This window comes from Blattabacterium sp. (Nauphoeta cinerea), from assembly GCF_000471965.1.
Taxonomy (GTDB): domain Bacteria; phylum Bacteroidota; class Bacteroidia; order Flavobacteriales; family Blattabacteriaceae; genus Blattabacterium.
This window is the reverse complement of record NC_022550.1, coordinates 285,092-311,474: the sequence shown is the minus strand read 5'-3', so window position 1 is coordinate 311,474 and position 26,383 is coordinate 285,092. Positions and strand designations below refer to the sequence as shown.

Here is a 26,383-nt window from a genome sequence, read left to right as displayed (position 1 = left end):
TCAACTTCAAAAATTGAAATCTTTTAACAAACAAATATAAATATCTATTCCTTCCATAATTTCAGAAATCCAAACATATTCATTAGGCGTATGAGAACGTCCACTGTCTCCTACACCCATTTTAATAGTAGAAAAAGGCATTATACTTTGATCCGAAAGAGTCGGGGACCCATAAGTATTTCTTCCTATCAATTTAGCCTTTAAAACAATAGGATGCATAGGATTTATGAAAGATGAATTTGAATGTGAAGAACGCGGTTTCATTTTAGAATGAATTTGATTCCGAATTATATCAATCAATTCCTCATTTTGATATAATTCATTAGTTCTAATATCTATAACAAAAGTACAAATATCAGGTATGACATTATGTTGTATTCCTCCTTTTATTTGAGTGACATTTATAGTAGGAAAACCCAACAATTCAGATTTTCTATCGAAAGAAAAATATCTTAAATATTCTATATCTCTTGTAGCTATATAAATAGCATTGATTCCTGTATTTCTTGCAGAATGTCCTGTTTCCCCTTCAGCTACACAATCTAATACGATTAATCCCTTTTCAGCAATAGCTACTTGCATTTGTGTAGGTTCTCCCACAATTCCTAAATCTATAGATCCTAATTCAGGTAAAATTGATCTTACACCTAAAGTCCCAGATATTTCTTCTTCTGCAGTAATAGAAAGTATTAATCTATAAGGTAATTCAGACAAACTGCTTAAATATATAAAAGCAGATATCAATGAAACGATAGAAGCTCCAGCGTCATTACTCCCTAATCCAATTAGTTTATTGTTTTGTTGAACAGCAGTAAAAGGATCTGTGCTCCAATTTTTTCCTGGTTTTACCGTATCATGATGAGAATTTAATAATATAGTTGGAATATTTTCTTTTTTATAAGAATTATTATTTTCAGTCCATATATTGTTATATTTTCTTTTTACATGAAATCCATGCTGATGAAGATAATCCTCTATCAAAAAAGAAACCTTATTTTCTTGTTCAGATATAGAAGGTGTATTGATGATTTGAATCAGAAGTTGTATGGCTTCTTCTTTTAAAACTTGTAAATTAACTACAGACATAGTACAGTCTTATTATTTACATCATTTAAATGATGAGGTAGACCTATACTCACTTTATCGACTCCATTTTGGAATGCAAAAAAAGCATTTTCCAATTTAGGAATCATACCATTTGCTATGGTATGATTTTTTTTCATTTTTTTAAATAAATCAAAATTTATTTTTTTTAAATAAGACTCAGAATCCTGTACATTTTGCAAAACTCCTTTTTTTTCAAAACAAAAATGTAACTCTACTTCAAAGTCTTTAGCTAAGGATATAGCTATATAAGAAGCTATTGTATCTGCGTTTGTGTTAAGTAGATTTCCCATTCCATTATGTGTAATGGAGCAAAATACAGGAATGATATTATTTATTAATAAAAATTTTATTAAATGTGTATTAATACTTTTTACATTAACATCTCCCACATATCCATAATCAATATTTGATATTTTACGTAAGTATGATTGAATACAATTTCCATCTGCTCCACATAAACCTAAAGCATTAGAATGATAAGATTGTAATATAGCTACAATATTTTTGTTAATTATCCCTGCATACGTCATAACAACTATATCTAAAGTTTCTTTATCTGTTATTCTTCTGCCTTGTATCACTTTTGTGGGGATTCCCATTTTTTTTGAAATAAAATCTGCTTTTTTTCCTCCTCCATGAATCAATATTTTGTGTCCTTGTAGTTCAGAAAAAGCTTTCAAAGAATTATGAAGGCTCTTATGATTATTCATTAAATGACCTCCCATTTTTACTACATGAATTTTCATGATAAAGATTGTAACATTCTCAAAAAAATTATTTGTGAAGCGTAAATTCTATTTTCTGCTTGTTGCAATACTATGGAAGAATTACTGTCTAAAACCGTATCTTCTACTACAATATTTCTTCTAACAGGTAAACAATGCATAAATTTAGCTTTATTGGTTAGTTTCATTTTTTTTTCAGTGATCATCCAATCGGAATTTTTACAAAGTATTTTTCCATAATTCAAATAACTACTCCAATTTTTGGCATAAATAAAATCTGCATTTATAAATGCTTCATTTTGATTATGTGTCGTATAAGCTTTATTTGAAAATTTTTTATATAAATCGTATTTTTCTGGACACGTAATCGTAAAATCTATCTGTTCTATCTTTGATACCCATTGAGAAAAAGAGTTTGCGACGGAATGAGGCAATGATTTCACATGAGGAGCCCAACTTAATACTACTTTACATTTCTTTCTAAAAAAAGAAGTATATTCTGCAATTGTCATAACATCTGCCAAAGACTGTAGAGGATGCAAAGTCGCACTTTCCATATTAACTACTGGAACTCTTGAATAATTTAATATTTTATTAAAAATAATTTCTTGATAATCATAATTTTTATCTGAAAGATTCGGAAAAGTTCTGACTGCAAGAATATCACAATATATACTCATTACAGAAATAGCCTCTTTAAGATGTTCTTGTGTAATATTCATAACACTTCCATCATTCATTTCAATTTTCCAAGAATCTCTATGAATATCTAATACCCAAGTATGACATCCTAGGTTAAAAGCGGCTTTTTGACAACTAATTCTTGTACGTAAACTAGGATTAAAAAAAACCAATCCGATTGTTTTATTTTTTCCAATATGTTGAAAATCATATGGATCTTTTTTTAAAGATAAAGCATCTTTAATGAGATTATGTACATCGGAAACATCTTCTACGCTAAAAAATTTTTTCATAAACTTATTTATATTCAATATTCATCCCAAGCTTTTATAAATAATTGATCTACAGATAAATTACAAAATGCTTGTATAAAAGCTTTTGCTAACCGTGCGTTCGTGAGGAGAGGGATATTAAAATCGACGGCATAACGTCTAATAGTATAATCATTATTCAACTCTGATTTGCTTAGATTTTTGGGAATATTAATAATGAGATCCAATTTTCTATTTTTGATTAACTCAAGAACATTTGAATATTTTTTTACATTAGGCCAATAAACTTTTATCGAAGGAATTCCATTATAAGATAAGAAACGATTGGTCCCTTCTGTAGCAAATAATATATACCCTTTTTGATGCAAAAGTTTTATAACTTCTAAAAGATCTAATTTAGATTCAATAGGTCCTCCAGATATTAATATATTTTTTTTGGGAACGGTATAACCTACAGACAACATAGATTTTAAAAGTGCTTCATCAAAAGTATCTCCTAAACATCCTACTTCTCCTGTGGAAACCATATCTACACCTAAAATAGGATCTGCATCTTGTAAACGAGAAAAAGAAAATTGAGAAGCTTTTACCCCCAAATAATTTGTAACAAAAAAATTAGGTTCTATTTTATTTTTATTCTTGGAAAGAAGAACTTGAGTTGCTAACTCAATCATATTAAAATGAGAAACTTTTGATACAAAAGGAAAGCTTCTGGAGGCTCTTAAATTGCATTCAATTACTTTTACTTCATTATCTTTAGATAAAAATTGAATATTAAAAGGGCCAGATATATTAAAATATATAGATATTTTTTCAGATATACGAATGATCTCTTTCAATGTGGATAAATATAGATTATATGGAGGATATACTAATGTTGCGTCTCCTGAATGGACTCCTGCAAATTCTACGTGTTCTGATATAGCATAATACAATATTTTTCCATTTTGAGAAACAGCATCTAGTTCAATTTCTTTAGCATTTTGAATAAATTCTGTAATGATTAATGGATATTCAGAAGATATAGATACTTTTTCACGAAGATAACACTGTAATTCCTCTTGATTAGAAATCACACTCATGTTTGCTCCAGAAAGGACGTAAGAAGGTCTAACTAATATAGGAAAATCTACTTCTTTTATAAATTGACAAATTGCATTAAAATCAGATAATTCTTTCCATCTAGGTTGTTTAATTTTTAAATAATCCATGGCATTAGAAAATTTATATCTATTCTCCACTTTATCTATGGATACAGGAGAAGTTCCTAAAATTTTTACCTTTTTTTCATAAAGTTTTAAAACTAAATTATTAGGAATTTGCCCTCCCATGGATACAATTGTTCCTTTAGGTTGTTCTAATTCAATAATATCTAATACACGTTCTAAAGTAAGTTCTTCAAAATATAATCGATCACATACGTCAAAATCAGTACTAACTGTTTCCGGGTTATAATTTATCATTACAGATCTATAAGATTCTTTATGAATCGTATTTAATGCATTTACACAACACCAATCAAATTCAACACTACTTCCAATTCTATAAACACCAGATCCTAATGTAATAACAGATTTTTTATCTTTTTCATAAGTAATATCATGTTGAATCGCATGATATGTTAAATACAAATAATTTGTATGTGCCGGATATTCAGAAGCTAAAGTATCAATTTGTCTTACATATGGAACGATATTTTTTACTTTTCTATGTTCTCTTATTTTTTGTTCTAAATCAGAAATATTGTGATTTTGATTTTTTTTGAAAAAAATACTAGCTATTTGTATATCAGAGAAACCTTCTTTTTTCGCTTTTCGTAATAATTCTTCTGGAAGATCTATAAAACTATCAAAACGATCTATCTTTTTTTTTGTTTGAAAAATATTATCAAGTTGGTGTAAAAACCATGGATCAATTTTTGTTAAATGATGTATTTCTTTTGTAGAAAAACCTTTCTCTAAAGCCTCTTCCAAAAAGAAAATTCTTTGATCTGTAGGTTTTTTTAGATGTTTTTTTAACAATTGAGTCGATTTCAGTTTTGTTCTATTCATAATATTAATGAATCCTTGCATCCCTATATCCAACATACGAATTCCTTTTTGTAGAGCTTCTTCAAATGAACCTCCAATAGCCATAACTTCTCCTACACTTTTCATACTACTTCCAATCCTATTAGAAACACCATAAAATTTATTTAAATCCCATCTAGGGATTTTACATACTACATAATCTAATGCAGGTTCAAAAAAAGCAGAAGTATTTTTAGTTACAGAATTTTTTAATTCATGTAATCCATACCCTAAAGATAGTTTTGCAGCAACAAAAGCTAAAGGATAACCTGTGGCTTTAGAAGCAAGAGCACTAGAACGAGAAAGACGCGCGTTCATTTCAATAACACGATAATCTTCTGAATTGGGATCTAACGCAAACTGAACGTTACATTCTCCTACTATATGAAAATCTCTAGCTATATGTATCGCTAACTGTCTTAAACTATAATATTCAGAATTTGTTAAGGTTTGCGACGGAGCTACAACAATACTTTCTCCTGTATGAATTCCTATCGGATCAAAGTTTTCCATATTACACACGGAAATACAATTATCATATTTATCTCTAACTATTTCATATTCAATTTCTTTCCATCCTTCTAAATATTCTTCTATAATAATTTGAGAAGAATAAGAAAAAGCCTTATTCACTATCTTTTTTAAATCATTAACATTTTTAGCAAAACCACTTCCTAAACCTCCAAGAGTATAAGCTGATCTGATGATAACAGGAAATCCTATTTCTAAAGAATAAGAAATAGCATCATCCACAGAATGGGACACAAAACTTTTTGCTGTTTTGATATGAATATGAGTTAGTCTATTTCTAAATAAGTTTCTATCTTCACTACGAATAATAGATTCTATAGAAGTCCCTAAAATTTGAATTTGATATTTTTCTATAATCCCTTCTTTAAAAAGCTGAATTCCACAATTCAATGCAGTTTGTCCCCCAAAAGATAATAAAATCCCTTGTGGTCTTTCCTTATCTATAACACGTTTAATAAAAAATAAAGTTAAAGGAAGAAAATAAATTTTATCAGCAACTTCCTTAGAAGTTTGAACTGTGGCGATATTTGGATTTATCAATATAGTATAAATTCCTTCCTCTTTAAGGGCTTTCAATGCTTGTGTACCAGAATAATCAAATTCACCTGCTTCTCCTATTTTTAATGCACCTGATCCCAGGATGAGTACTTTATTTATTATTTTCATACTAATTTTGAAAGATTCTTTATTTTTTTAATTGAATCTATAAAAAAATCGAATAAAAATTCGGTGTCTTTAGGTCCACTTGAAGCTTCTGGATGAAACTGTACAGAAAAAAAAGGTTTGTAATTGTGAATAATTCCTTCGCAAGTATCATCATTTAAATTTCTAAAAAATATTTTCCATTCTCCAGAAATATGTTTTGTATCTAAAACATATCCATGATTTTGTGATGTAATAAAACTTTTTCCTGTTTTTAATGACAAAACCGGTTGATTATGACTTCTATGTGCATATTTCAATTTATAAGTATCTCCTCCTGCTGCTATCCCTAAAAGTTGATTCCCCAAACATATACCAAATATAGGTCGTTTTTTTTTCATAACTATACGAAGATAATGTATCGGTTTTTTATAAACTTTAGGATTTCCAGGTCCATTAGAAAGGACTAATCCATCATATTCTTCTTTTGTAAAATCATAATCCCATGGGACTCTAATAATAGAACAATCTCTTCGTAAGAGACAACGTAATATATTATTCTTTAAACCAAAATCTACAAGTAATATTTTATATTTTCCATTTCCATATATAATTTTTTTGTCTATCGATACTTTTTCAGAAAGATTATCCTGATTTGGATCATAAAAAGGAAGATCTTCATTTTTCATTAAAATTTTACCTAACATGGATCCTCCATTTTTCCTAAGTTTTTTTGCAATAAATCTGGTATCTACACCATATAATCCAGGAATTCCATTTTCATACAACCAATTTGATAAAGTTTTATTCATATTCCAATGATACGGACGATTAGAATAATAAGAAATAACAAGCCCGGATATTTGAACTTTATCGGATTCATAAAATTCATAAATAGATTCTTCTCTACAAGAAGAAGATGGGATTCCATAATTTCCTATTATGGGATAAGTATAAGTCAATATTTGACCTTTATAAGAAGGATCTGTAATACTTTCTGTATAACCGGTCATAGCCGTATTAAACACAACTTCACCAGAAGAGGATATTGGTGCTCCTAAATGATAAGCTTCATACCGAGTTCCATCTTCTAATATAAGAATTGCTTTTTTTATTTTATTTTCCATATTATAGATATGATAAGGCATTCCTTAACTTTTTAAGGAATAATTTTACATGATTCCCATTAATATTTAATGGAGGAAGTAATCGTAAAACATATGGATTATTAGACGTCCCAACAAATACTTTTTCTTTATAAATTAAAATATTTTTTAAATCCTGAATGGGAAAATTAAATTTTAACCCTATCATCAGTCCTCTCCCCCTAATTTCTTTTATTTCAGGAATAAGCCGTAATTCTTCCAACAAAATTTTTCCCATTTTTTTTGCATTTTCAATTAAATTTTCTTTTTGTATAATTTCTAATACAGCAATCCCAGCTGTACAAGCTAAATGATTTCCTCCAAAAGTAGTTCCTAACATTCCATAATATGGTTTAAATTTAGGATGGATAAGGACCCCTCCTATAGGAAATCCGTTTCCCATACCTTTAGCTATAGTAATTAAATCCGGTTTAATAGGATACAACTGATGAGAAAAAAAATATCCTGTTCTTCCGTATCCACTTTGGACCTCATCTATAATCAATATTGTATTGTATTCTTTACAAAAACTTCCGACTTTATAAAAGAAATCGTAACCAGGATCTATAATTCCAGATACACCTTGTATTCCTTCAGTAATGACAGCACAAATTTCTTGACTCTTTAATTCCTTTTCTAAGGAATAAAAATCTTTATAATTTACGAATATGGTCTCATGTTGAGCATTAAAAGGGGATGTTAATTTGTAATTATCCGTTACCGAAAGACTCCCACTTGTTCTTCCATGAAAAGAACCTTTAAAAGCAATAACTTTTTTTTTCCCTGTATGAAAAGAAGCGATTTTCAATGCATTTTCATTAGATTCTGCACCAGAATTACATACAAATAATAAATAGTTTTTATATCCTGAAATATCTCCAAGTAGAGAAGCTAATCTATTTTTTTGAGAAATATAAACGCTATTAGAATAATAGGAAATTTTGTGTATTTGTTCTATCAAAGCTTTCACATAATATGGATGTGAATGTCCAATGGAAATGACAGCATGTCCTCCATAAAAATCTAAATACATATTTCCTTGTACATCAAAAATATAAGATCCTTTACTCTTACTTAATTCTATATCCAAAATAGGATAAACGTCAAATAATTTCATTTTTAGAAACGAACAGATTTTAATCTTAAACCACAAGTTTCATCCAAATCAAACATAATATTCATATTTTGTATAGCTTGACCAGAAGCTCCTTTTATGAGATTATCTATGATACTGACAACAATCAGTTGATCTTTCTCTTTAAGAAGATATAAAAAACATTTATTTGTATTGATCACTTGTTTAATATCAATATTCATATCAGAAACCATTACAAATGGATGGTTTTTATAATATTCTTTATATATTTCCTGATTTTTTTCTAAAGAAAGAACAGAATGAGTATATAAAGTAGTTATAATTCCTCTAGAAAAATTACCTCTATAAGGTACAAAATAAATTTTAGAAGAAAAATTGTTTTGTATTTGATGAACGGTTTGTTCAATTTCCTGCAAATGTTGATGTTTAAAAATTTTATAAACAGAAATGTTATTATTTCTCCAACTAAAATGATTCGTATCACTTAATTTTCTTCCAGCTCCTGTAGAACCTGTTATAGCACTAATATGAATATTATTTTTTAATAATTGATTTTTAGCTAATGGTAAAAGAGCTAAAAGAATAGATGTGGCAAAACATCCAGGATTGGCTATATTGTTAGATTTCTTTATGATTTCTTTTCTCCATTCTGGTAATCCATAAACGAAATTTCTATTCTTAAAAACCGATTGAATTTTAATTCTAAAATCCTGACTCAAATCAATTACTTTTGTATTTTCTGATATATTATTTAATTTCAATTCTTTTCTAGATTGTCCATGTCCGGAACAAAGAAATACAATATCTATTTCTTTGCTTAAACTACGAGAGAATTTTATATTTTTGATTTCGCCTAATAAATCTTGATGAACTACATGAATCAATTCTCCTGCATGACTTTTACTAACTATATTTTTAAGACTCATTTTAGGATGATAAATCATCAATCTAATTAATTCTCCAGCAGTATATCCAGCCCCTCCTATAATACCTATTTTAATCATTCTTTTTCTTTTTATTTAAATTGTGATATATTTTCATTTGATTACTCAAAATTTTAGTAAACCCTTTAACATCTTCTGCTGTCCAAGCATAATTCATTTCTCCATATTTAGCCATATTAGAAGATGTCATTAAATCAAATTTAGATTTGATTCCTACTAAATGAAATCTATAAGGATAAAGAATGATATCTACAGTTCCGGTTAATCTTTCTTGTGTACTTTTTAAAAATTTTTCTATATCACGCATAACAGGATCTAAATATTGAGCTTCATGGAGCAACATACCATACCAATTGGATAATTGTTCTTTCCAATAAAGTTGCCATTTTGTAAGAATATGTTTTTCCAATAAATGATGGGCTTTGATAATAATAATTGCAGCTGAAGCTTCAAAAGCGACTCTTCCTTTAATCCCTAAAATAGTATCTCCTATATGAATTCCTCTTCCTATAGCAAATTCTGAAGCTATTTTTTCAATTTTTATTATGTTTTTTATAGCTTTTCCTTTTTCTTTATTGACACTTACTAATTCTCCCTTTTCAAATTCTAACTCCATAATTCTCACTTTTTTTTTCTTTAATTTTGTTGGATAAGCTTCTTCAGGAAAATCGTGATAAGAAGTAAGAGTTTCCTCTCCTCCTATACTAGTTCCCCAAATTCCTTTATTAATAGAATATTTAACTTTATCCCAACAAATAGAGACTCCTTTATTTTTTAAATATTCAATTTCTTCTTTTCTAGATACTTTCATATCTCTTACAGGAGATAAAGTTATTGTATCCGGACAAATAATTTGAAAAGCTATATCAAATCTAACTTGATCATTCCCTGCTCCTGTACTTCCATGAGCAATTGCTTTTGCTTGAATATAAGTAGCGTATTGCGCTATTTTAATAGCCTGAAAAATTCTTTCTGAACTGACTGAAAGCGGATAAGTATTATTTTTAAGAACGTTTCCGAATATAAGATATTTTATACAATTTTGATAGTATTCTTCTATAGCGTCAATAGTTTTATGCGACTTAGATCCAATGCTTAAAGCTCTTTTTTCAATTTGATATAATTCATCCTTATTAAAACCTCCTGTATTAATAATAACTGTATGAACTTCATATTTTTCCTGTACTAAATATTTTAAACAATAAGAGGTATCTAAACCCCCACTATAAGCTAAAACAATTTTGTCTCCAGTAGATAAATAATTTCTTTTAGATTTATGTTTTTTATTTTTATCCGTATTTGGATTGTATAAAAGACCTGTACATAAACACATTTTTCTTTTGTTTCTGGTTAATATATCAAAATTTGCACAACTTTGACATCCTTTCCAAAATTTTTCTGAATGAGTCAATTCACTGAAAGACACAGGTTTAAATCCCAATTTTGTATTGATTCTAATAACTGGATTACTTGTTGTAATACTAAAAATTTTAGAATTTGGAAATTTTTTTCTAGAAAGTTTAAAAATTTCAGTTTTAATAATTTTTGCCAATCCTTGTTTTCTAAATTGAGGAAAAACAATTAAACCGGAATTAACAACAAATTCTTCATTCTGAAAAGTTTCAAGATAACTAAATCCCGCTAATTTTCCATCAAAAAAAGCAATTACCGCATTTCCATGAATAATTTTTGATTTAATATATTCTGGATCTCTTTTTGCGATTCCAGTTCCTCTGACTTCTGCTGATTCCTTAATTTTTTTGCAAATTAAGAAAGCATATTTTGTATCCTCTTCATGAGATACTCTAACTTTTATCTTCATTTTTCTTTGTAAGAACCTACTAAGAAGAAAAAAATAAACGCGTTGTCCCGATTGGGAGTAGTAGTATGAATAATGCTTCATATATTTTACTTTTCTATCTATGCCCAAATACAAATTTAATAAAGTCTTTTTAATTAAGATCAGTCTTGATCTTGTATTGATCAATTTTAATTTAAACAAAAATCAAACCCTTTGAAGTCCTCTAATTTTTTTAAAAAACTTGAATTAATATTAATTTCATATTTTACAGATTCGAAATTTAAAAAAACTTTATCTACTTCATCATAAAGAATGATATTCAACTTTTTGTTTCCTACTTGTTGAGAGAAAAGTTTTTCTATATTATTAATAAACACATTATTTAAATTGTTTATATTGATTTTTATTATCAGTTTATGCACCAATTTATTTAAAACATTTTGTGTGTTTTCTATATGTAAAATATTATATTTTTTTTGGTGTTTTGATTTTTCAATAGAAAAACATATATGTAGCGGATTATTCTGAATTAAAATAGGTTCATATCTCAAATATTGTTGTCCATAAATTCTAAATTCTTTAGAAGAATTATAATCTTCTAATAAAAAAATGCCATATTTTATTCCATTTTTTATATATGTTTTTTTTTCTAATTTTGATAAAATTCCACATACATACATTCTTTTTCCTATGAGAAGGGATTCTTTTTTATTTAATTCTTCTAATGAAATATTTGTGAAATATTTTATTTCATAATAGAAATCATCTAAAGGATGTGCAGAAGTATAAACACCCAATACTTCTTTTTCTTTGGATAATTTATATATATTACTCCATAAATTACATTTCATAATAATAGGTCGATTATATTCCTCATTTTTAGTTTTTTGTAATTTGGATCCAAATCTAATAATTTTCTCTAAAGTATTTAGTTTTTCATTAAATTCAATATAAAAATATTGCTCTCTATTAATATGAAAACTATCTAAAGATCCGGATAAAATTAAACTTTCTAAAGTTTTTTTATTCACTACACGTAAATCTACTCTTTTAACCAAATTAAAAATAGAGGTATAAGGTCCGTTTTTTTTTCTTTCTTGAAGAAGAATTTTAACAGCATTTTTTCCAACTCCTTTTATTCCAGCAAGACCAAATCTAATACAATTAAAATCAGTTACTTTAAAAAAAGAATCACTTTCATTTATATCCGGACTGATGACAGATATATTCATTTTTTTACATTCTTCTATGAAAAAAGTAAGTTGTTTAATATTATGCATATTATTACTCAGTACAGAAGCCATATATTCACATGGAAAATGTGCTTTTAAGTAAGCAGTTTGAAAAGCTATATAAGCATAACATGTAGCATGAGATTTATTAAAAGCATAACAAGAAAAATACTCCCAATCTTTCCATATTTTTTCTAAAATATTTTTAGGATAACCTTTTTTTATAGCTTGATTGAGAAATAAATTTTTCATTTTATTGAGTTTGTCTTTTTTCTTTTTCCCCATAGAGATTCTCAAAATGTCTGCTTCTCCTTTGCTAAAATCAGCTATTTTTTGGGCTATTAACATGACTTGTTCTTGATATATTGTTATTCCATAAGTTTCTTTTAAAAATTCCTCCATTTCTGGTAAATCATACGTGATCGCTTCTTTTCCATGTTTTCTGGAGATAAAATTAGGAATGTATTGTAAAGGACCTGGTCTATACAATGCAGTCATTGCAATTAAGTCATCGAATTTATCAGGTTTTAATTGACGTAAATATTTTTGCATACCTGGAGATTCATATTGAAAAACTGCAACAGTTTCTCCTTTTTGAAAAATATGATATGTCTTCTCGTCCTTCAAAAAAGAAAAATCCTCTGTCATAATATTCACATTAATCCGTTTTTTTTTGATAATATTTATAGTGTCTTTAATAATAGTAAGAGTTTTCAATCCCAAAAAATCCATTTTCAATAATCCAGCATGTTCCACCACATGATTATCAAATTGTGTCAGTAACAAATTTGATTCCTTTGATATAGATACTGGTACATATTCTTGAATATCATTTGGACTGATTATAATCCCACAAGCGTGTACTCCTGTACTTCTTATCGTCCCTTCCAAGATTTCTGCTTGTTGTAAAACTTTTCCTTCTAATGTATCTTTATTTTTCGCAAAATCTCTCAATTTTCGGATATTGTTCATTTCTTCTTTACTTATTATTTTTTCTGATACATTTTTTTCGTATAAAATTTTTTTTAACGAAAACATATTGGGTACCATTTTTGCTATTCTATCTGCTTCTTTTAAAGGCAAATCTAATACGCGACCAATATCTCTTATGGACGATTTTGCTCCCATCGTAGCATATGTTATAATTTGTGCCACTTGATGTTTTCCGTATTTTTTCACAACCCATTCAATAATTTTTTCACGTCCTCTATCATCAAAATCAATATCAATATCTGGCAAAGAAATTCTATCCGGATTTAAAAATCGTTCGAAAAGAAGATGATATTTTATTGGATCTATATTAGTTATTTCTATACAATAGGCAACAATGGATCCGGCTACTGATCCTCTTCCAGGTCCTACTGAAATATTCATTTTTCTAGCTTGAGAAATAAAATTGTGAACAATGAGAAAATATCCAGGATATCCAATTTTTTCTATTGTTTTTAATTCAAAAAAAATTCTTTCTTCAATTTTTTTAGTAATATTTTTATAACGTTTTTTAGCTCCATCAAAAGTTATTTTTTTTAAAAAACGATTCTCTCCTCTATTTCCTCCATCTATTTTATCTATAGGATCTTCAAAAGATTTCGGAATTTGAAATTTGGGAAGTAATATTTTGTGTGAAAGATGATAAGATTCAATTTTATTGATTAATTCTTCCAAAAAATCAAAAGATTCCGGAAGATCAAAAAATATTTTTTTCATTTCCTCTGTACTCTTGAAATAAAATTCTGTATTGGGAAAACCAAATCTATAACCTCTCCCTTTTCCTATAGGAGTCGATTGTTTTTCTCCATTTTTTACACAAAGTAAAATGTCATGAGCATTTGCTTCTTTTTTATCTAAATAGAAAGTATTATTTTGTATAATATATTTTACGTGATGTTTTTTTGAAAATTTTAGTAATATATTATTTACATAATCTTCTGCTTCTAAACCATGACGTAATAATTCTACGTAAAAATCATCACCAAAAAGATCCCTCCACCATAAGAAAATATTTTCTGCTTTTCTTTCTCCATCATTTAATATAGTATATGGAATTTCTGCATTTAAATCTCCAGTAAGAGCAATTAAATTTTCTTTATACTTTTCTATCAAGTTTTTTCCGACTCTAGGAATACCAGCGTAAAAACCTTCCGTATGACCTAATGAACAAAGTTTAGCTAAATTATGATAACCTTTTTTATTTTTAGATAAAAAAACTTGTTGATATCGTCGGTCTGGTTCTTCTTTAGTAAATTTTTTTTGTAAATAATTATCTGAAATAAATACTTCACAACCTACGATTCCTTTGATTGATTTTTTCGGAAAATATTTTTTATTTATGGAATGAACAGCATTTAAGAAATGAAAAGACCCCATCATATTTCCATAATCTGTTATTCCTACAGCTGGCATATTAAAATATATAGCTCTTTCCACTAGAGATTGAATGTCTAGTTGAATAAAGAATAGAAAAATAGGTATGATTATGAATATGAGAATATTTTTTTTTTTTAATTTTTCCTTTTTTTTATTATCGAAATTTAAATTTTTTTCAAAAATTTTTTCTTTTTTTTCTTCTAAAAAAATATGAGATCCTTCTCCTTCCTTAAAGGAAACTACAGAAGAGGGGATTTTTTTTGAATATTTTTTTCTAAATTTTAATATTGTATCTTCTTTTATTCCTATATCTTGATGTGATATTATTCCGATACGCAATAATTCCAAAAAAGAACGAGCTGTGGCTTTTACATCATTGGCTGCATTATGTAAATTTGGAGCTTTTTCTTCAAAGAGTTTTTGATATAATTCAGATAATGTAGGCCATTTTAATCTTTTTCCAATTCCTGGTAATTTACAATAAGAAGTAGAAATATCTTTAGTGTCATATTTTTTTTTCTTAAAAGAAATCTCCATTTTTTTTCTAAAAAATTCACATTCAATAATTTTTATATCGAATTTTAAATTATGACCTATTAAACATTGAGATTTATTAAGAGATTTTTGAAATTCATGTAATACAAAATTTAAATCAAATCCATATTTTTTTGCTTTTTCATTAGTTATTCCATGAATTTTAAAAGCATTAAAAGGAATATCATAATGATCTGGCTTAATAATAAAACTTTTGAATTCTGTTAAATCGCCTATGATATTATGACTTTGCCATGAAATTTGCACTATTCTTGGCCAATGATCTATATGAGTAATTGGAAAATTATAGGATACAGGCAATCCTGTTGTTTCGGTATCAACAATGAGGTACATTTTATTTCAATTAGTAGAAAAAGTTACTGAAAAATTATTAGTTTTGTATTACCTGTTTTTTTTAAAATAAAATAAATAAATGAGAATGCTAAAAACTATTATATTCTAGTTTCTCTGTCCATGTAATGTAATATAATATATTGAAAAAATAATAAAAATTATGTCTAATCAAACCGAAGAAATAAAAAAAAAATTACCTATTTCATATGAAATAAAAAATGAAAAATTGAACGATCAAGAAAACATAAAAACAAGTTTCGATTGGACGAAATATGAAACTCATTTAAATAATGACATACAAAAAGAAAGAAAAAAATTTGAAGAAATATACACAAAAACTTTACCAAATGTTCAAGAATTAGAAATATACCAAGGAATTGTAACATATGTTTCGGATAAAATTGTTATTGTAGATATTGGGTTTAAAGCGGAGGGGGCTATACCTATAAGTGAATTTAGAGAAAATTTAAATATTCAAATCGGAAGCAAAATAGAAGTGATGGTTGTCAAAATGGATTATAAAGGACAATGTATTCTTTCATATCAAAAAGCAAAAATGTTAAGGAACTGGCAACGTATTAATGAAGCATATGAAAAATCAGAGGTCATATTAGGTTATGTTGCAGCCAGAACAAAAGGAGGATTAATCGTTGAAATATTTGACATAGAATGTTTTTTACCTGGATCCCATATCAATGTGAAACCCGTTCGAGATTATGATACTTATGTTGGGAAAACTATGGAGGTAAAAGTTGTTAAAATTAATCAAAAAACAAAAAATGTTGTTGTTTCTCATAAAGTATTGATAGAAAGAGATATTGAAGAACAAAGAAAAGAAATGATATCGAAATTAGATAAAGGCCAGGTATTAGAAGGAAAAATAAAAAATATTCTTCCTTATGGTGCATTTGTAGACTTAGGAGGTGTAGATGCTTTACTTCATATTACTGATATGAGTTGGCCACACATTAATCATCCTACAGAAGTAGTCCAATTGGAACAGGAATTAAAATTTGTTGTATTAGGTGTAGATAAAGAAAAAAATCGTGTTCAATTAGGATTGAAACAATTACAACCTCATCCTTGGAACTCTTTAGATGAAAATTTAAAAGTAGGAAGTAAAGTAAAAGGAAAAGTTAGTGTTTTAACTGATTATGGAGCATTTGTTGAAATTATTCCAGGTGTAGAAGCATTATTGCATATTAGTGAGATGTCTTGGTCTACGGATTTGTCTTCTCCTCAAGATTTTGTGCAAATAGGAGATGAATTAGAAGCTATTATTTTAACCATAGATCGTCAGGAAAGAAAAATGTCTTTAAGTGTAAAACAATTAACTCCAGATACTTGGATTAATATACAGGAAAAATATCCTATAGGATCAAAACATACTGGAATTGTAAAAAAATTTACAAATTTTGGAGTTTTTTTAGAATTAGAAAAAGGAATTTCTGGAATTATTTATACTAATGATCTTTCATGGATTAAAAAAATAAAACATCCTTCCGAATTTTGCAATATAAATGATAAATTGGAAGTTATTGTACTCGCTCTTGATACTCAAGCAAGAAGATTAAATTTAGGACATAAACAATTAACAGAAAATCCGTGGGAAAAATATGAAAAAATTTATTATGTAGGAAGTATTCACAATGGGATGATATCAAATTTATTTGATAAGGGTGCTTCTATAAAATTTACGGAAGATCAAAAAATAGAAGCTTTTTCTCCATTACGTTTTTTAGAAAAAAAAGACGGAACCTTTCTAAAAAAAGGGGAAAAACTAATTTTAAAATAATTGAATTTAATAAAGAAACTAAAAAAATTGTAGTCTCTCATACGTCTGTTTTCCGCGATAAAGATCAAAAACAAAAAAAAGAATTACGTGCAAGAAATAGAAAATTTGAGAGATCAACTCTTGGTGATATAGAAGGATTAGCTAAACTAAAAGAACAAATAGAAAAAGAAAAAAATAAATAGTTCTAAAATAATGAAAACACACCCTATTGCAGAAAAAGAAGGATGGAAAGTAGAAAAAGATTTTCCCGCTTGGGCTAATAATGAATTATATTTAACTACAATTAAAGGTGGATATTTATTAGATGGAGAAACTCCTTTTGAGGCATATAAAAGATTGGCAAAAAATGCGGCAAGAATTTTGAAAAAACCGAAAATAGAAGAAGAATTTTTTAAAATTTTTTGGAGGGGGTGGCTAATTCCTTCTACTCCAGTTATGGTAAATCTTGGAACAGAAAAAGGTTTACCTATTAGTTGTTTCTCTGGAAGAGTTGGTGATAGTATGCATGAAATATATAGAAAAAATTTGGAGATGGCTATACTTAGCAAACATGGTGGAGGAACATCTTATGATTTTAGTTTGATTAGACCTGTAGGTAGTTTCATAAAAAATGGAACATTGGGAACATCTGATGGAATTATTCCTTTTATTAAATCATATGATAGTACCATAATAGCTAGTAAACAGGGAAGAACACGTAGAGGTGCAGTCGCAATTTATTTAAACATAGAACATAAAGAATATCCAGAATTTTTAAAGATCAGGGAACCTAAGGGAGATATTAATCGTCAATGTCATAATATTCATCAAGGTGTAAGAATTTCTAATTCTTTTATGGAGAAAGTATTAAAAAAAAACGGAAAAGAACGAATTTTATGGATTGATACTCTTAAAGAACGTGTTAAAACTGGAGAACCATACCTTTTTTTTCAAGAAAATGCTAATAGAAACCTTCCAGAAAATTGGAAAAAACATGGATTAAAAATACATCATAGTAATCTTTGTTCAGAAATTATGTTACCGACAGATGAAAGTCATACTCTTGTATGTTGCCTTTCTTCTTTAAATTTATATAAATATGTAGAATGGAAAAATACAAACACTGTTTTTTATTCTATTTTATTCCTTGATGCAGTGATGCAAGAATTTATTGATAAAGGAAAACATATACGGGGAATAGAAGATGCTGTTCGTTTTGCAGAAAAAAGTAGAGCTTTAGGTTTAGGAGCTTTAGGTTGGCATTCATATTTACAGTCTAATATGATTCCTTTTATATCTATAAAATCTGAAGTATTGACACATGATATATTTAGATATATACAATTGGAATCTCAAAAAGCGACTAAGTATTTGGCCAAAGAATATGGAGAATCTGAATGGAATATAGGAACAGGAAGAAGAAATCTGACATTAATGGCAATGGCTCCTAATAGAAGTTCGGCTAAATTAGCTGGTGGTCTCTCTCAAGGAGTGGAACCTTTAGCTGCAAATATATATGTAGACGATGATTCAAAAGGAATGCATATTCGTAAAAATCCTTATTTAGAAAAAATACTTATAAAAAATGGATATAATGTTCCAGAAGTTTGGGAACAGATAGCCAATGAAAAAGGGTCTTGCCTTGGATTAACCGCCCTTAATGAAAAACAAAAAAATGTTTTTAGATGTTTCAAAGAGATTAATCAATTAGAATTAATTAAACAAGCCAGTATACGACAAAAATATATTGATCAAGGACAAAGTATAAATCTTTCTTTTCATCAAGAAACTCCAGCAAAATATATAAATAAAGTACATATTGAAGCTTGGAAAATAGGATTAAAAAGTCTTTATTATTATAGAAGTGAAAGCATTCTTCGTGCAGATACAAAAAATAGAGATTTATATTTAGAAAGTTTATTATAAAAAATAGGGCAGCGACTTACTCTCCCAGAATAAACCAGTACCATCAGCGCTAATGTGTTTCACTTCTCTGTTCGGGATGGGAAGAGGTGGGGCCACATTGCTATAACCACCCTAAAAAAATGCTAAAAAACAATACTATAAAAAACAAAACATAATATACATGATGAAAGATCAAAAGTTTATGGGTAATTAGTACTACTCAGCTATGACATTACTGTCTTTACACTTATAGCCTATCAACGTTGTCATCTTCAACGACCCTTAAAAGAAGCCTAATCTTGTGGAGAGTTTCGCACTTATATGCTTTCAGTGCTTATCTCTTCCGAACATAGCTACTCAGCGATGCACCTGGCGATACAACTGATACACCAGAGGTTCGTCCAATTCGGTCCTCTCGTACTAGAATCAGGTCCACTCAAGCTTCTAACGCTCGCAATAGATAGAGACCGAACTGTCTCACGACGTTCTGAACCCAGCTCGCGTGCCACTTTAATGGGCGAACAGCCCAACCCTTGGGACCTTCTTCAGCCCCAGGATGTGACGAGCCGACATCGAGGTGCCGAACCTCCCCGTCGATGTGAGCTCTTGGGGGAGACTAGCCTGTTATCCCCGGAGTACCTTTTATCCTTTGAGCGATGGCCCTTCCATGCGGAACCACCGGATCACTATGCCCTACTTTCGTACCTGATCGACTTGTCAGTCTCACAGTCAAGCACCCTTATGCCATTACACTCTACACACGATTACCAAACGTGTTGAGGGTACCTTTGGGAGCCTCCGTTACTTTTTAGGAGGCGACCACCCCAGTCAAACTACCCACCACGCAATGTCTTCAATTTTTTTAATTGAGTTAGATTTCAACTAAAAAAAGGGTGGTATTTCAAGGACAACTCCACATTACCTAGCGACAATGCTTCAAAGTTTCCCACCTATCCTACACATTTTTTAATCGAAATCAATACGAAGCTATAGTAAAGGTTCACAGGGTCTTTTCGTCCCATTGCGAGTAATCGGCATCTTCACCGATATTACAATTTCACCGAGCTCACGGCTGAGACAGTTTCCAGATCGTTACACCATTCGTGCAGGTCGGAACTTACCCGACAAGGAATTTCGCTACCTTAGGACCGTTATAGTTACGGCCGCCGTTTACTGGGGCTTCAGTCAAAAGCTTTGCCGAAGCTAACCTTTTTCTTTAACCTTCCAGTACTGGGCAGGTGTCAGACCCTATACTTCATTTTTCAATTTAGCAGAGTCCTATGTTTTTGATAAACAGTCGCCTGGATCTCTTCTCTGCGGCCTTCTTTAAAGGAAGGCTACCTTTCTCCCGAAGTTACAGGTTCATTTTGCCTAGTTCCTTAGCCGTGAATCACTCGAGCACCTTAGGATTCTCTCCTCAACTACCTGTGTCGGTTTTGGTACGGATTACTTTTATCTGAAGCTTAGAGGCTTTTCTTGGAAGCTCTTACCTGCACTATCCACTTACCCGAAGGTTTGTGGTACTATTGTAGATCAGCAAAATATACGGATTTTCCAATATATTTTATACCTAACTACTTTAACGTACACATCCGTCCGTACGCGACAGTTTCATAACTCCGTCCCCCCTATCGCAATAAAAGTAAGTACCGGAATATTGACCGGTTTTCCATCGATTACACCTTTCGGTTTCATCTTAGGGCCCGACTAACCCTCAGCTGATTAACATAGCTGAGGAACCCTTAGTTTTTCGGTGTGCAGGTTTCTCACCCGCATTATCGTTACTTATACCTACATTTTCTTTTGTAATAGCTCCACCATATTTCACAATATAACTTCTATGCTATTACAATGCTCCCCTACCGATTGATAATTAATATCAATCCCATAGTTTCGGCGATATATTTATGCCCGTTTATTATCCATGCTTAATCACTCGACTAGTGAGCTGTTACGCACTCTTTAAATGAATAGCTGCTTCCAAGCTAACATCCTAGCTGTCTCAGTAACTAAACTTCGTTAACTCAACTTAATATATACTTAAGGGCCTTAACTGATGGTCTGGGTTGTTTCCCTCTTGGACATGGACCTTAGCACCCATGCCCTCACTACCGTGAAATATAATAACAGCATTCGGAGTTTGTCAGGAATTAGTAGGTGATGAAACCCCTTCATCCAATCAGTAGCTCTACCTCTGTATTATTTCACACGATGCTGCACCTAAATGCATTTCGGGGAGTACGAGCTATCTCCGAGTTTGATTGGCCTTTCACCCCTATCCACAAGTCATCCGAAGACTTTTCAACGTCTACCGGTTCGGTCCTCCACTGTGTGTTACCACAGCTTCAACCTGCTCATGGATAGATCACTCGGTTTCGCGTCTAATTCCTCCGACTATACGCGCCCTATTCAGACTTGCTTTCGCTACGGCTCCATAGCTGAACTATTTAACCTTGCCGGAAAAATTAACTCGTAGGTTCATTATGCAAAAGGCACGTCGTCACTTCACGAAGAAGCTCCGACAGTTTGTAAGCGTATGGTTTCAGGATCTATTTCACCCTTCTATTCGAAGTACTTTTCACCTTTCCCTCACGGTACTAGTTCACTATCGGTCTCTGAGGAGTATTTAGCCTTACCGGATGGTCCCGGTAAATTCAGACAAGATTTCCCGTGTCCCGTCCTAATCAGGTTACTACTTATGCAATTTTTCCATTTTACATACAGGATTATCACCTTCTATGATTGATTTTTCCAAATCATTCTGCTATAGAAAAATAATCACTTATTTGTAGACCTATAACCCCATTATAGCCTAGACCATAATGGTTTGGGCTATTCCGTTTTCGCTCGCCACTACTAACGGAATCACTATTGTTTTCTTTTCCTCTAGATACTTAGATGTTTCAGTTCTCTAGGTTTGCTTTACTATATAAAGTAATATCATATAAATATGATAGGTTTCCCCATTCGGAAATCTGCGGATTAACTTGTATGTGCCAATACCCGCAGCTTATCGCAGCTTATCACGTCCTTCTTCGCCTCTCAGAGCCAAGGCATCCACCATACGCCCTTTAATAACTTTTATCTTTTCATCATTGTATATTATGTATGTCAAAGAACTTTCTAAAATAAATGGAGAATATCGGAGTCGAACCGATGACCTCCTGCGTGCAAAGCAGGCGCTCTAGCCATCTGAGCTAATTCCCCTAAAATAGTCTCGCGCGGAATTGAACCGCGGACCTCTACATTATCAGTGTAGCGCTCTAACCATCTGAGCTACGAGACTGATTACATAAACAATCAATCTCTTTATAGAAAAAGCTTCTGGCCTAATCTTATTATTTTATTTTAATAAGGAAAAAACTCTAAAAAAGAGATGTTCCAGCCGCACCTTCCGGTACGGCTACCTTGTTACGACTTAGCCCCAGTTATCGATTTTACCCTAAGCAGCTCCTTTAATGGTCACCGATTTTAGGTCCCCCCGACTTCCATGGCTTGACGGGCGGTGTGTACAAGGCCCGGGAACGTATTCACCGCATCATGGCTGATATGCGATTACTAGCGATTCCAACTTCATAGAGTCGAGTTGCAGACTCCAATCCGAACTGGGATCGGCTTTTAGAGATTAGCTTCTGATTGCTCAGTAGCAAACCCTTTGTACCGACCATTGTAGCACGTGTGTAGCCCAAGGTATAAGAGCCGTGATGATTTGACGTCATCCCCACCTTCCTCTCGACTTACGTCGGCAGTCTTGTTAGAGTCCCCGACATTACTCGCTGGCAACTAACAATAAGGGTTGCGCTCGTTAAGGGACTTAACCCAACACCTCACGGCACGAGCTGACGACAACCATGCAGCATCTTGTACTCCGTCCGAAGACTAAACTATTTCTAGCTTATTCGTAGTACATTTAAACCTTGGTAAGGTTCCTCGCGTATCATCGAATTAAACCACATGCTCCACCGCTTGTGCGGGCCCCCGTCAATTCCTTTGAGTTTCAGCCTTGCGACCGTACTCCCCAGGTGGATCACTTATCACTTTCGCTTAGTCACTGAAATAAATCCAACAACTAGTGATCATCGTTTACGGCGTGGACTACCAGGGTATCTAATCCTGTTTGCTCCCCACGCTTTCGTGCCTCAGCGTCAGTATAGATTTAGTAACCTGCTTTCGCGATCGGTGTTCTGTGTGATATCTATGCATTTCACCGCTACACCACACATTCCAGCTACTCCAATCTCACTCAAGTCTATCAGTATCAATAGCCATTTTAACAGTTAAGCTGCAATATTTCACTACTGACTTAATAAACCGCCTACGCACCCTTTAAACCCAATAAATCCGGATAACGCTTGTGTCCTCCGTATTACCGCGGCTGCTGGCACGGAGTTTGCCGACACTTATTCGTATAGTACATTCACAATTCTTATCACGTAAGAATTTTTATTCCTAAACAAAAGCAGTTTACAACCCATAAGGCATTCTTCCTGCACGCGGCGTGGCTGGTTCAGAGTTTCCTCCATTGACCAATATTCCTCACTGCTGCCTCCCGTAGGAGTCTGGTCCGTGTCTCAGTACCAGTGTGGGGGATCACCCTCTCAGGCCCCCTACCGATCATCGTCTTGGTAAGCCTTTACCCTACCAACTAACTAATCGGACGCACGCCCATCTTTTGCCGTATTTCTACTTTAATAATAAAATCATGTGATTTCATTATACTATAGAACATTAATCCAAGTTTCCTCAGGCTATTTTCTAGCAAAAGGTAGGTTACGTACGTGTTACGCACCCGTACGCCGGTCGCCATCAAAATCTATATAATATAGATTTTATGTTGCCCCTCGACTTGCATGTGTTAAGCCCGCCGCTAGCGTTCATCCTGAGCCAGGATCAAACTCTCCGTTGTAAAAAAATTAATATCAAATACGCTAAACCTTATTAAATAATCTATAAGTATCAGGCCTAGAAGCTTCTTTATGCAAAGAACAATAAAATACTATTATTGAATATACAAGTATACGTTTTTTTTATTTAAAAAAAAATTTTTAATAATAATAAATGTATATATATTTTTTCGTTAGAAAAAAAATAATCTAATTTTATACAAATAATATAACATATAAATTTCCTAATTCATGAATATGAGAACTTCAGATTTTGATTTTACATTTCCTTCAAATCTTCTTGCTAAATTCCCTATACAAGAAAGAGACGAGTCCAAATTAATGATCATTCATAGAAAAAATGAAAAAATAGAACATAAATTATTTAAAGATTTATATGAATATTTTGAAGAAGGAGATATATTGATTCTCAATAATACGAAAGTTTTTCCTGCAAGATTATTTGGAAATAAAGAAAAAACAGAAGCAAAAATAGAAGTTTTTTTACTTAGAGAGCTAGATTCAAAAGATAGAACATGGGATGTATTAGTTGATCCAGCAAGAAAAGTACGAGTAGGAAATAAATTAAATTTTGGATCTGGATTAACAGGAGAAGTTATAGATAATACAACTTCCAGAGGGAGGATTTTACAACTCAATTTTAATGGCACTCATGAAGAACTTATAAAAAAAATAAAAGAATTAGGAAAAACTCCCTTACCAAAATATATGAATAGACAACCTGAAAAAAACGATAAAGAACGTTATCAAACCGTATATGCAAAAAAAGAAGGATCTGTAGCCGCACCTACAGCAGGATTACATTTTTCAAAACATTTATTAAAAAAATTAGAAATAAAAGGAGTTAATTTAGCGGAAATTACATTACATTTAGGATTAGGAAGTTTTTTACCAGTAGAAGTAGAAGATATATCAAAACATAAAATGGATTCAGAAAAATGTTCTATAAATGAAAATACATGCAAAATAGTAAATAATGCTATACAAAAAAAAAAAGAATTTGTGCTGTTGGGACTTCTTCTAATGAGAGCAATTGAAAGTTCTGTTTCTTCAAATAAAAATTTGAATCCTTTTTATGGATGGACAAATAAATTTATTTATCCTCCTTATAACTTTAACATAGCTAATACTATGATCTCAAATTTTCATATGCCAAAATCTACATTACTTATGATGACAGTAGCTTTTGCGGGGTTCGATTTAATAATGAAAGCATATAAAATAGCAATAAAAGAAAAATACAGGTTTTATTCTTATGGAGACGCAATGTTAATATTATAAAAAAAATCATAAGACATTATTATGATTATAATATTATGAAAATTATTTTAGAAAAAATAAAAAACACTATAAAAAAAGAAATAAAAGAGTTCGAAAAACAATTTGAAACTATAATTAAAAGTAATATTCCTCTTATAGATCAAATCACTCATTATATTATTCATAAAAAAGGAAAATTAATTCGTCCTATATTCGTTTTTTTAATAGCTAAAATGTTAGGTCCCATACAAAAAAAACATATCATACTGCTTGTAATTGAACTAATACATACAGCTACACTTATACATGATGACGTTATAGATAATAGTTCTCTTCGTCGTGGATCTTTTTCTATTAATGCTATATGGAAAAATAAAATTGCTGTTTTAATTGGAGATTACTTACTTTCTAAAAGTCTTTTAATTGCAACAAATAATAATTATTATGATTTACTTAAAATTGTATGTAAAACAATAAAAGATATGAGTGAAGGAGAATTACTCCAAATGGAAAAATCTAAAAAATTAAATATTACTGAAAAAATTTATGATCAAATTATTTATCATAAAACGGCAAGTCTAATCGCTGCTTCTTGTGAAGCAGGGGCGCGTTCAGTTAACACAGATGAAAAAACAGCTTTAAAAATGAGAGAATTTGGAATTCTTGCGGGAATAGCCTTTCAAATTAAAGATGATTTATTTGACTATGAAGATGAAGAAAAAAATAAAAATTTAACGGGAAAACCTGTAGGAATAGATTTAAGAGAAAAAAAAATAACACTTCCACTTATTCATACGATTCAAAATGCTTCTAAGAAAGATCAAAAACGTATTTTAAATTACATAAAAAATTATGATGAAAAAAAAAGATATCAAATTATTGATTATGTCAAAAAATATGGAGGTTTAAAATATGCTACTGAAAAAATGATTAAATTTCGTAATGACGCATTAAAAATTTTAGAACTTTATCCAGAAGGAGTAATTAAAGAGACACTAAAAATAATGGTAAATTTTATTATAGAAAGGAATCAATAAGTT

General features: G+C 30.4%; 12 protein-coding genes, 2 tRNA genes, 3 rRNA genes and 1 pseudogene. 4 read left to right on the top strand and 14 right to left on the bottom strand.

Annotated elements, in window-relative coordinates; genetic code table 11:
- Positions 1-6: 6 nt before the first annotated feature.
- The 9 genes from K645_RS01555 to dnaE form a co-directional block, all read right to left on the bottom strand.
- Entirely contained in the window at positions 7-1,086 is a 1,080-nt protein-coding gene (locus K645_RS01555; RefSeq protein WP_022565125.1) for a M20 family metallo-hydrolase, read from the bottom strand.
- A complete protein-coding gene (argB, locus tag K645_RS01550) occupies positions 1,077-1,853 on the bottom strand; it encodes an acetylglutamate kinase (protein WP_022565124.1) in 777 nt (258 codons plus the stop codon). Before argB ends, K645_RS01555 begins: the two co-directional genes overlap by 10 nt.
- Complete coding sequence (locus K645_RS01545; protein WP_041936006.1) at positions 1,850-2,806, bottom strand: N-acetylornithine carbamoyltransferase; 957 nt, start codon at positions 2,804-2,806, stop codon at positions 1,850-1,852. Before K645_RS01545 ends, argB begins: the two co-directional genes overlap by 4 nt.
- A 14-nt stretch (positions 2,807-2,820) precedes the next feature.
- Positions 2,821-6,051 carry a carbamoyl-phosphate synthase (glutamine-hydrolyzing) large subunit gene (carB, locus tag K645_RS01540; RefSeq protein ID WP_022565122.1) on the bottom strand — a complete coding sequence of 1,077 codons (3,231 nt, stop codon included), beginning with the start codon at positions 6,049-6,051 and terminating at the stop codon, positions 2,821-2,823.
- On the bottom strand, positions 6,048-7,154 hold the full coding sequence (gene carA / locus K645_RS01535) for a glutamine-hydrolyzing carbamoyl-phosphate synthase small subunit (RefSeq protein ID WP_041936077.1): 1,107 nt from the start codon (positions 7,152-7,154) through the stop codon (positions 6,048-6,050). Before carA ends, carB begins: the two co-directional genes overlap by 4 nt.
- A 1-nt stretch (position 7,155) precedes the next feature.
- A complete protein-coding gene (locus K645_RS01530; RefSeq protein ID WP_041936005.1) occupies positions 7,156-8,289 on the bottom strand; it encodes an aspartate aminotransferase family protein in 1,134 nt (377 codons plus the stop codon).
- A 2-nt stretch (positions 8,290-8,291) separates the two neighbouring features.
- Positions 8,292-9,272, bottom strand: coding sequence for an N-acetyl-gamma-glutamyl-phosphate reductase (argC, locus tag K645_RS01525; protein WP_022565119.1), 981 nt, complete (start codon positions 9,270-9,272; stop codon positions 8,292-8,294).
- The gene (locus tag K645_RS01520) at positions 9,265-11,034 is read right to left on the bottom strand and encodes an argininosuccinate synthase domain-containing protein (RefSeq protein WP_041936004.1); all 1,770 of its coding nucleotides are present in this window, start codon (positions 11,032-11,034) and stop codon (positions 9,265-9,267) included. The genes argC and K645_RS01520 overlap by 8 nt, the downstream gene beginning before the upstream one ends.
- A gap of 167 nt (positions 11,035-11,201) precedes the next feature.
- Complete coding sequence (dnaE, locus tag K645_RS01515; RefSeq protein ID WP_022565117.1) at positions 11,202-15,500, bottom strand: DNA polymerase III subunit alpha; 4,299 nt, start codon at positions 15,498-15,500, stop codon at positions 11,202-11,204.
- 160 nt (positions 15,501-15,660) lie between these two features.
- On the opposite strand from dnaE, the pseudogene rpsA reads away from it, so the two are divergent.
- Both rpsA and K645_RS01505 read left to right on the top strand, forming a co-directional pair.
- Positions 15,661-17,477 (top strand): annotated as a pseudogene (gene rpsA, locus K645_RS01510) (30S ribosomal protein S1).
- Positions 17,478-17,487: 10 nt separating this feature from the next.
- Positions 17,488-19,200 carry a ribonucleoside-diphosphate reductase subunit alpha gene (locus K645_RS01505; RefSeq protein WP_022565115.1) on the top strand — a complete coding sequence of 571 codons (1,713 nt, stop codon included), beginning with the start codon at positions 17,488-17,490 and terminating at the stop codon, positions 19,198-19,200.
- 3 nt (positions 19,201-19,203) lie between these two features.
- Here K645_RS01505 and rrf read toward each other — a convergent pair.
- From rrf to K645_RS01480, 5 genes are all read right to left on the bottom strand, one after another.
- Positions 19,204-19,314: ribosomal RNA gene (gene rrf, locus K645_RS01500) — 5S ribosomal RNA — on the bottom strand.
- A 55-nt stretch (positions 19,315-19,369) separates the two neighbouring features.
- Positions 19,370-22,264, bottom strand: a 23S ribosomal RNA gene (locus tag K645_RS01495).
- A 48-nt stretch (positions 22,265-22,312) separates the two neighbouring features.
- Positions 22,313-22,386, bottom strand: a tRNA-Ala gene (locus K645_RS01490).
- A 5-nt stretch (positions 22,387-22,391) separates the two neighbouring features.
- Positions 22,392-22,465: transfer RNA gene (locus K645_RS01485), tRNA-Ile, on the bottom strand.
- A gap of 83 nt (positions 22,466-22,548) precedes the next feature.
- Positions 22,549-24,085 (bottom strand): 16S ribosomal RNA (locus tag K645_RS01480).
- Together the 16S, 23S and 5S rRNA genes with 2 tRNA genes alongside form the textbook arrangement of a ribosomal RNA operon.
- 229 nt (positions 24,086-24,314) lie before the next feature.
- Between K645_RS01480 and queA the strand changes: the two genes are divergently transcribed.
- Both queA and K645_RS01470 read left to right on the top strand, forming a co-directional pair.
- Complete coding sequence (gene queA, locus K645_RS01475) at positions 24,315-25,364, top strand: tRNA preQ1(34) S-adenosylmethionine ribosyltransferase-isomerase QueA (protein ID WP_022565113.1); 1,050 nt, start codon at positions 24,315-24,317, stop codon at positions 25,362-25,364.
- Positions 25,365-25,399: 35 nt separating this feature from the next.
- Positions 25,400-26,380, top strand: coding sequence for a polyprenyl synthetase family protein (locus K645_RS01470; protein WP_022565112.1), 981 nt, complete (start codon positions 25,400-25,402; stop codon positions 26,378-26,380).
- Positions 26,381-26,383 lie beyond the last annotated feature (3 nt).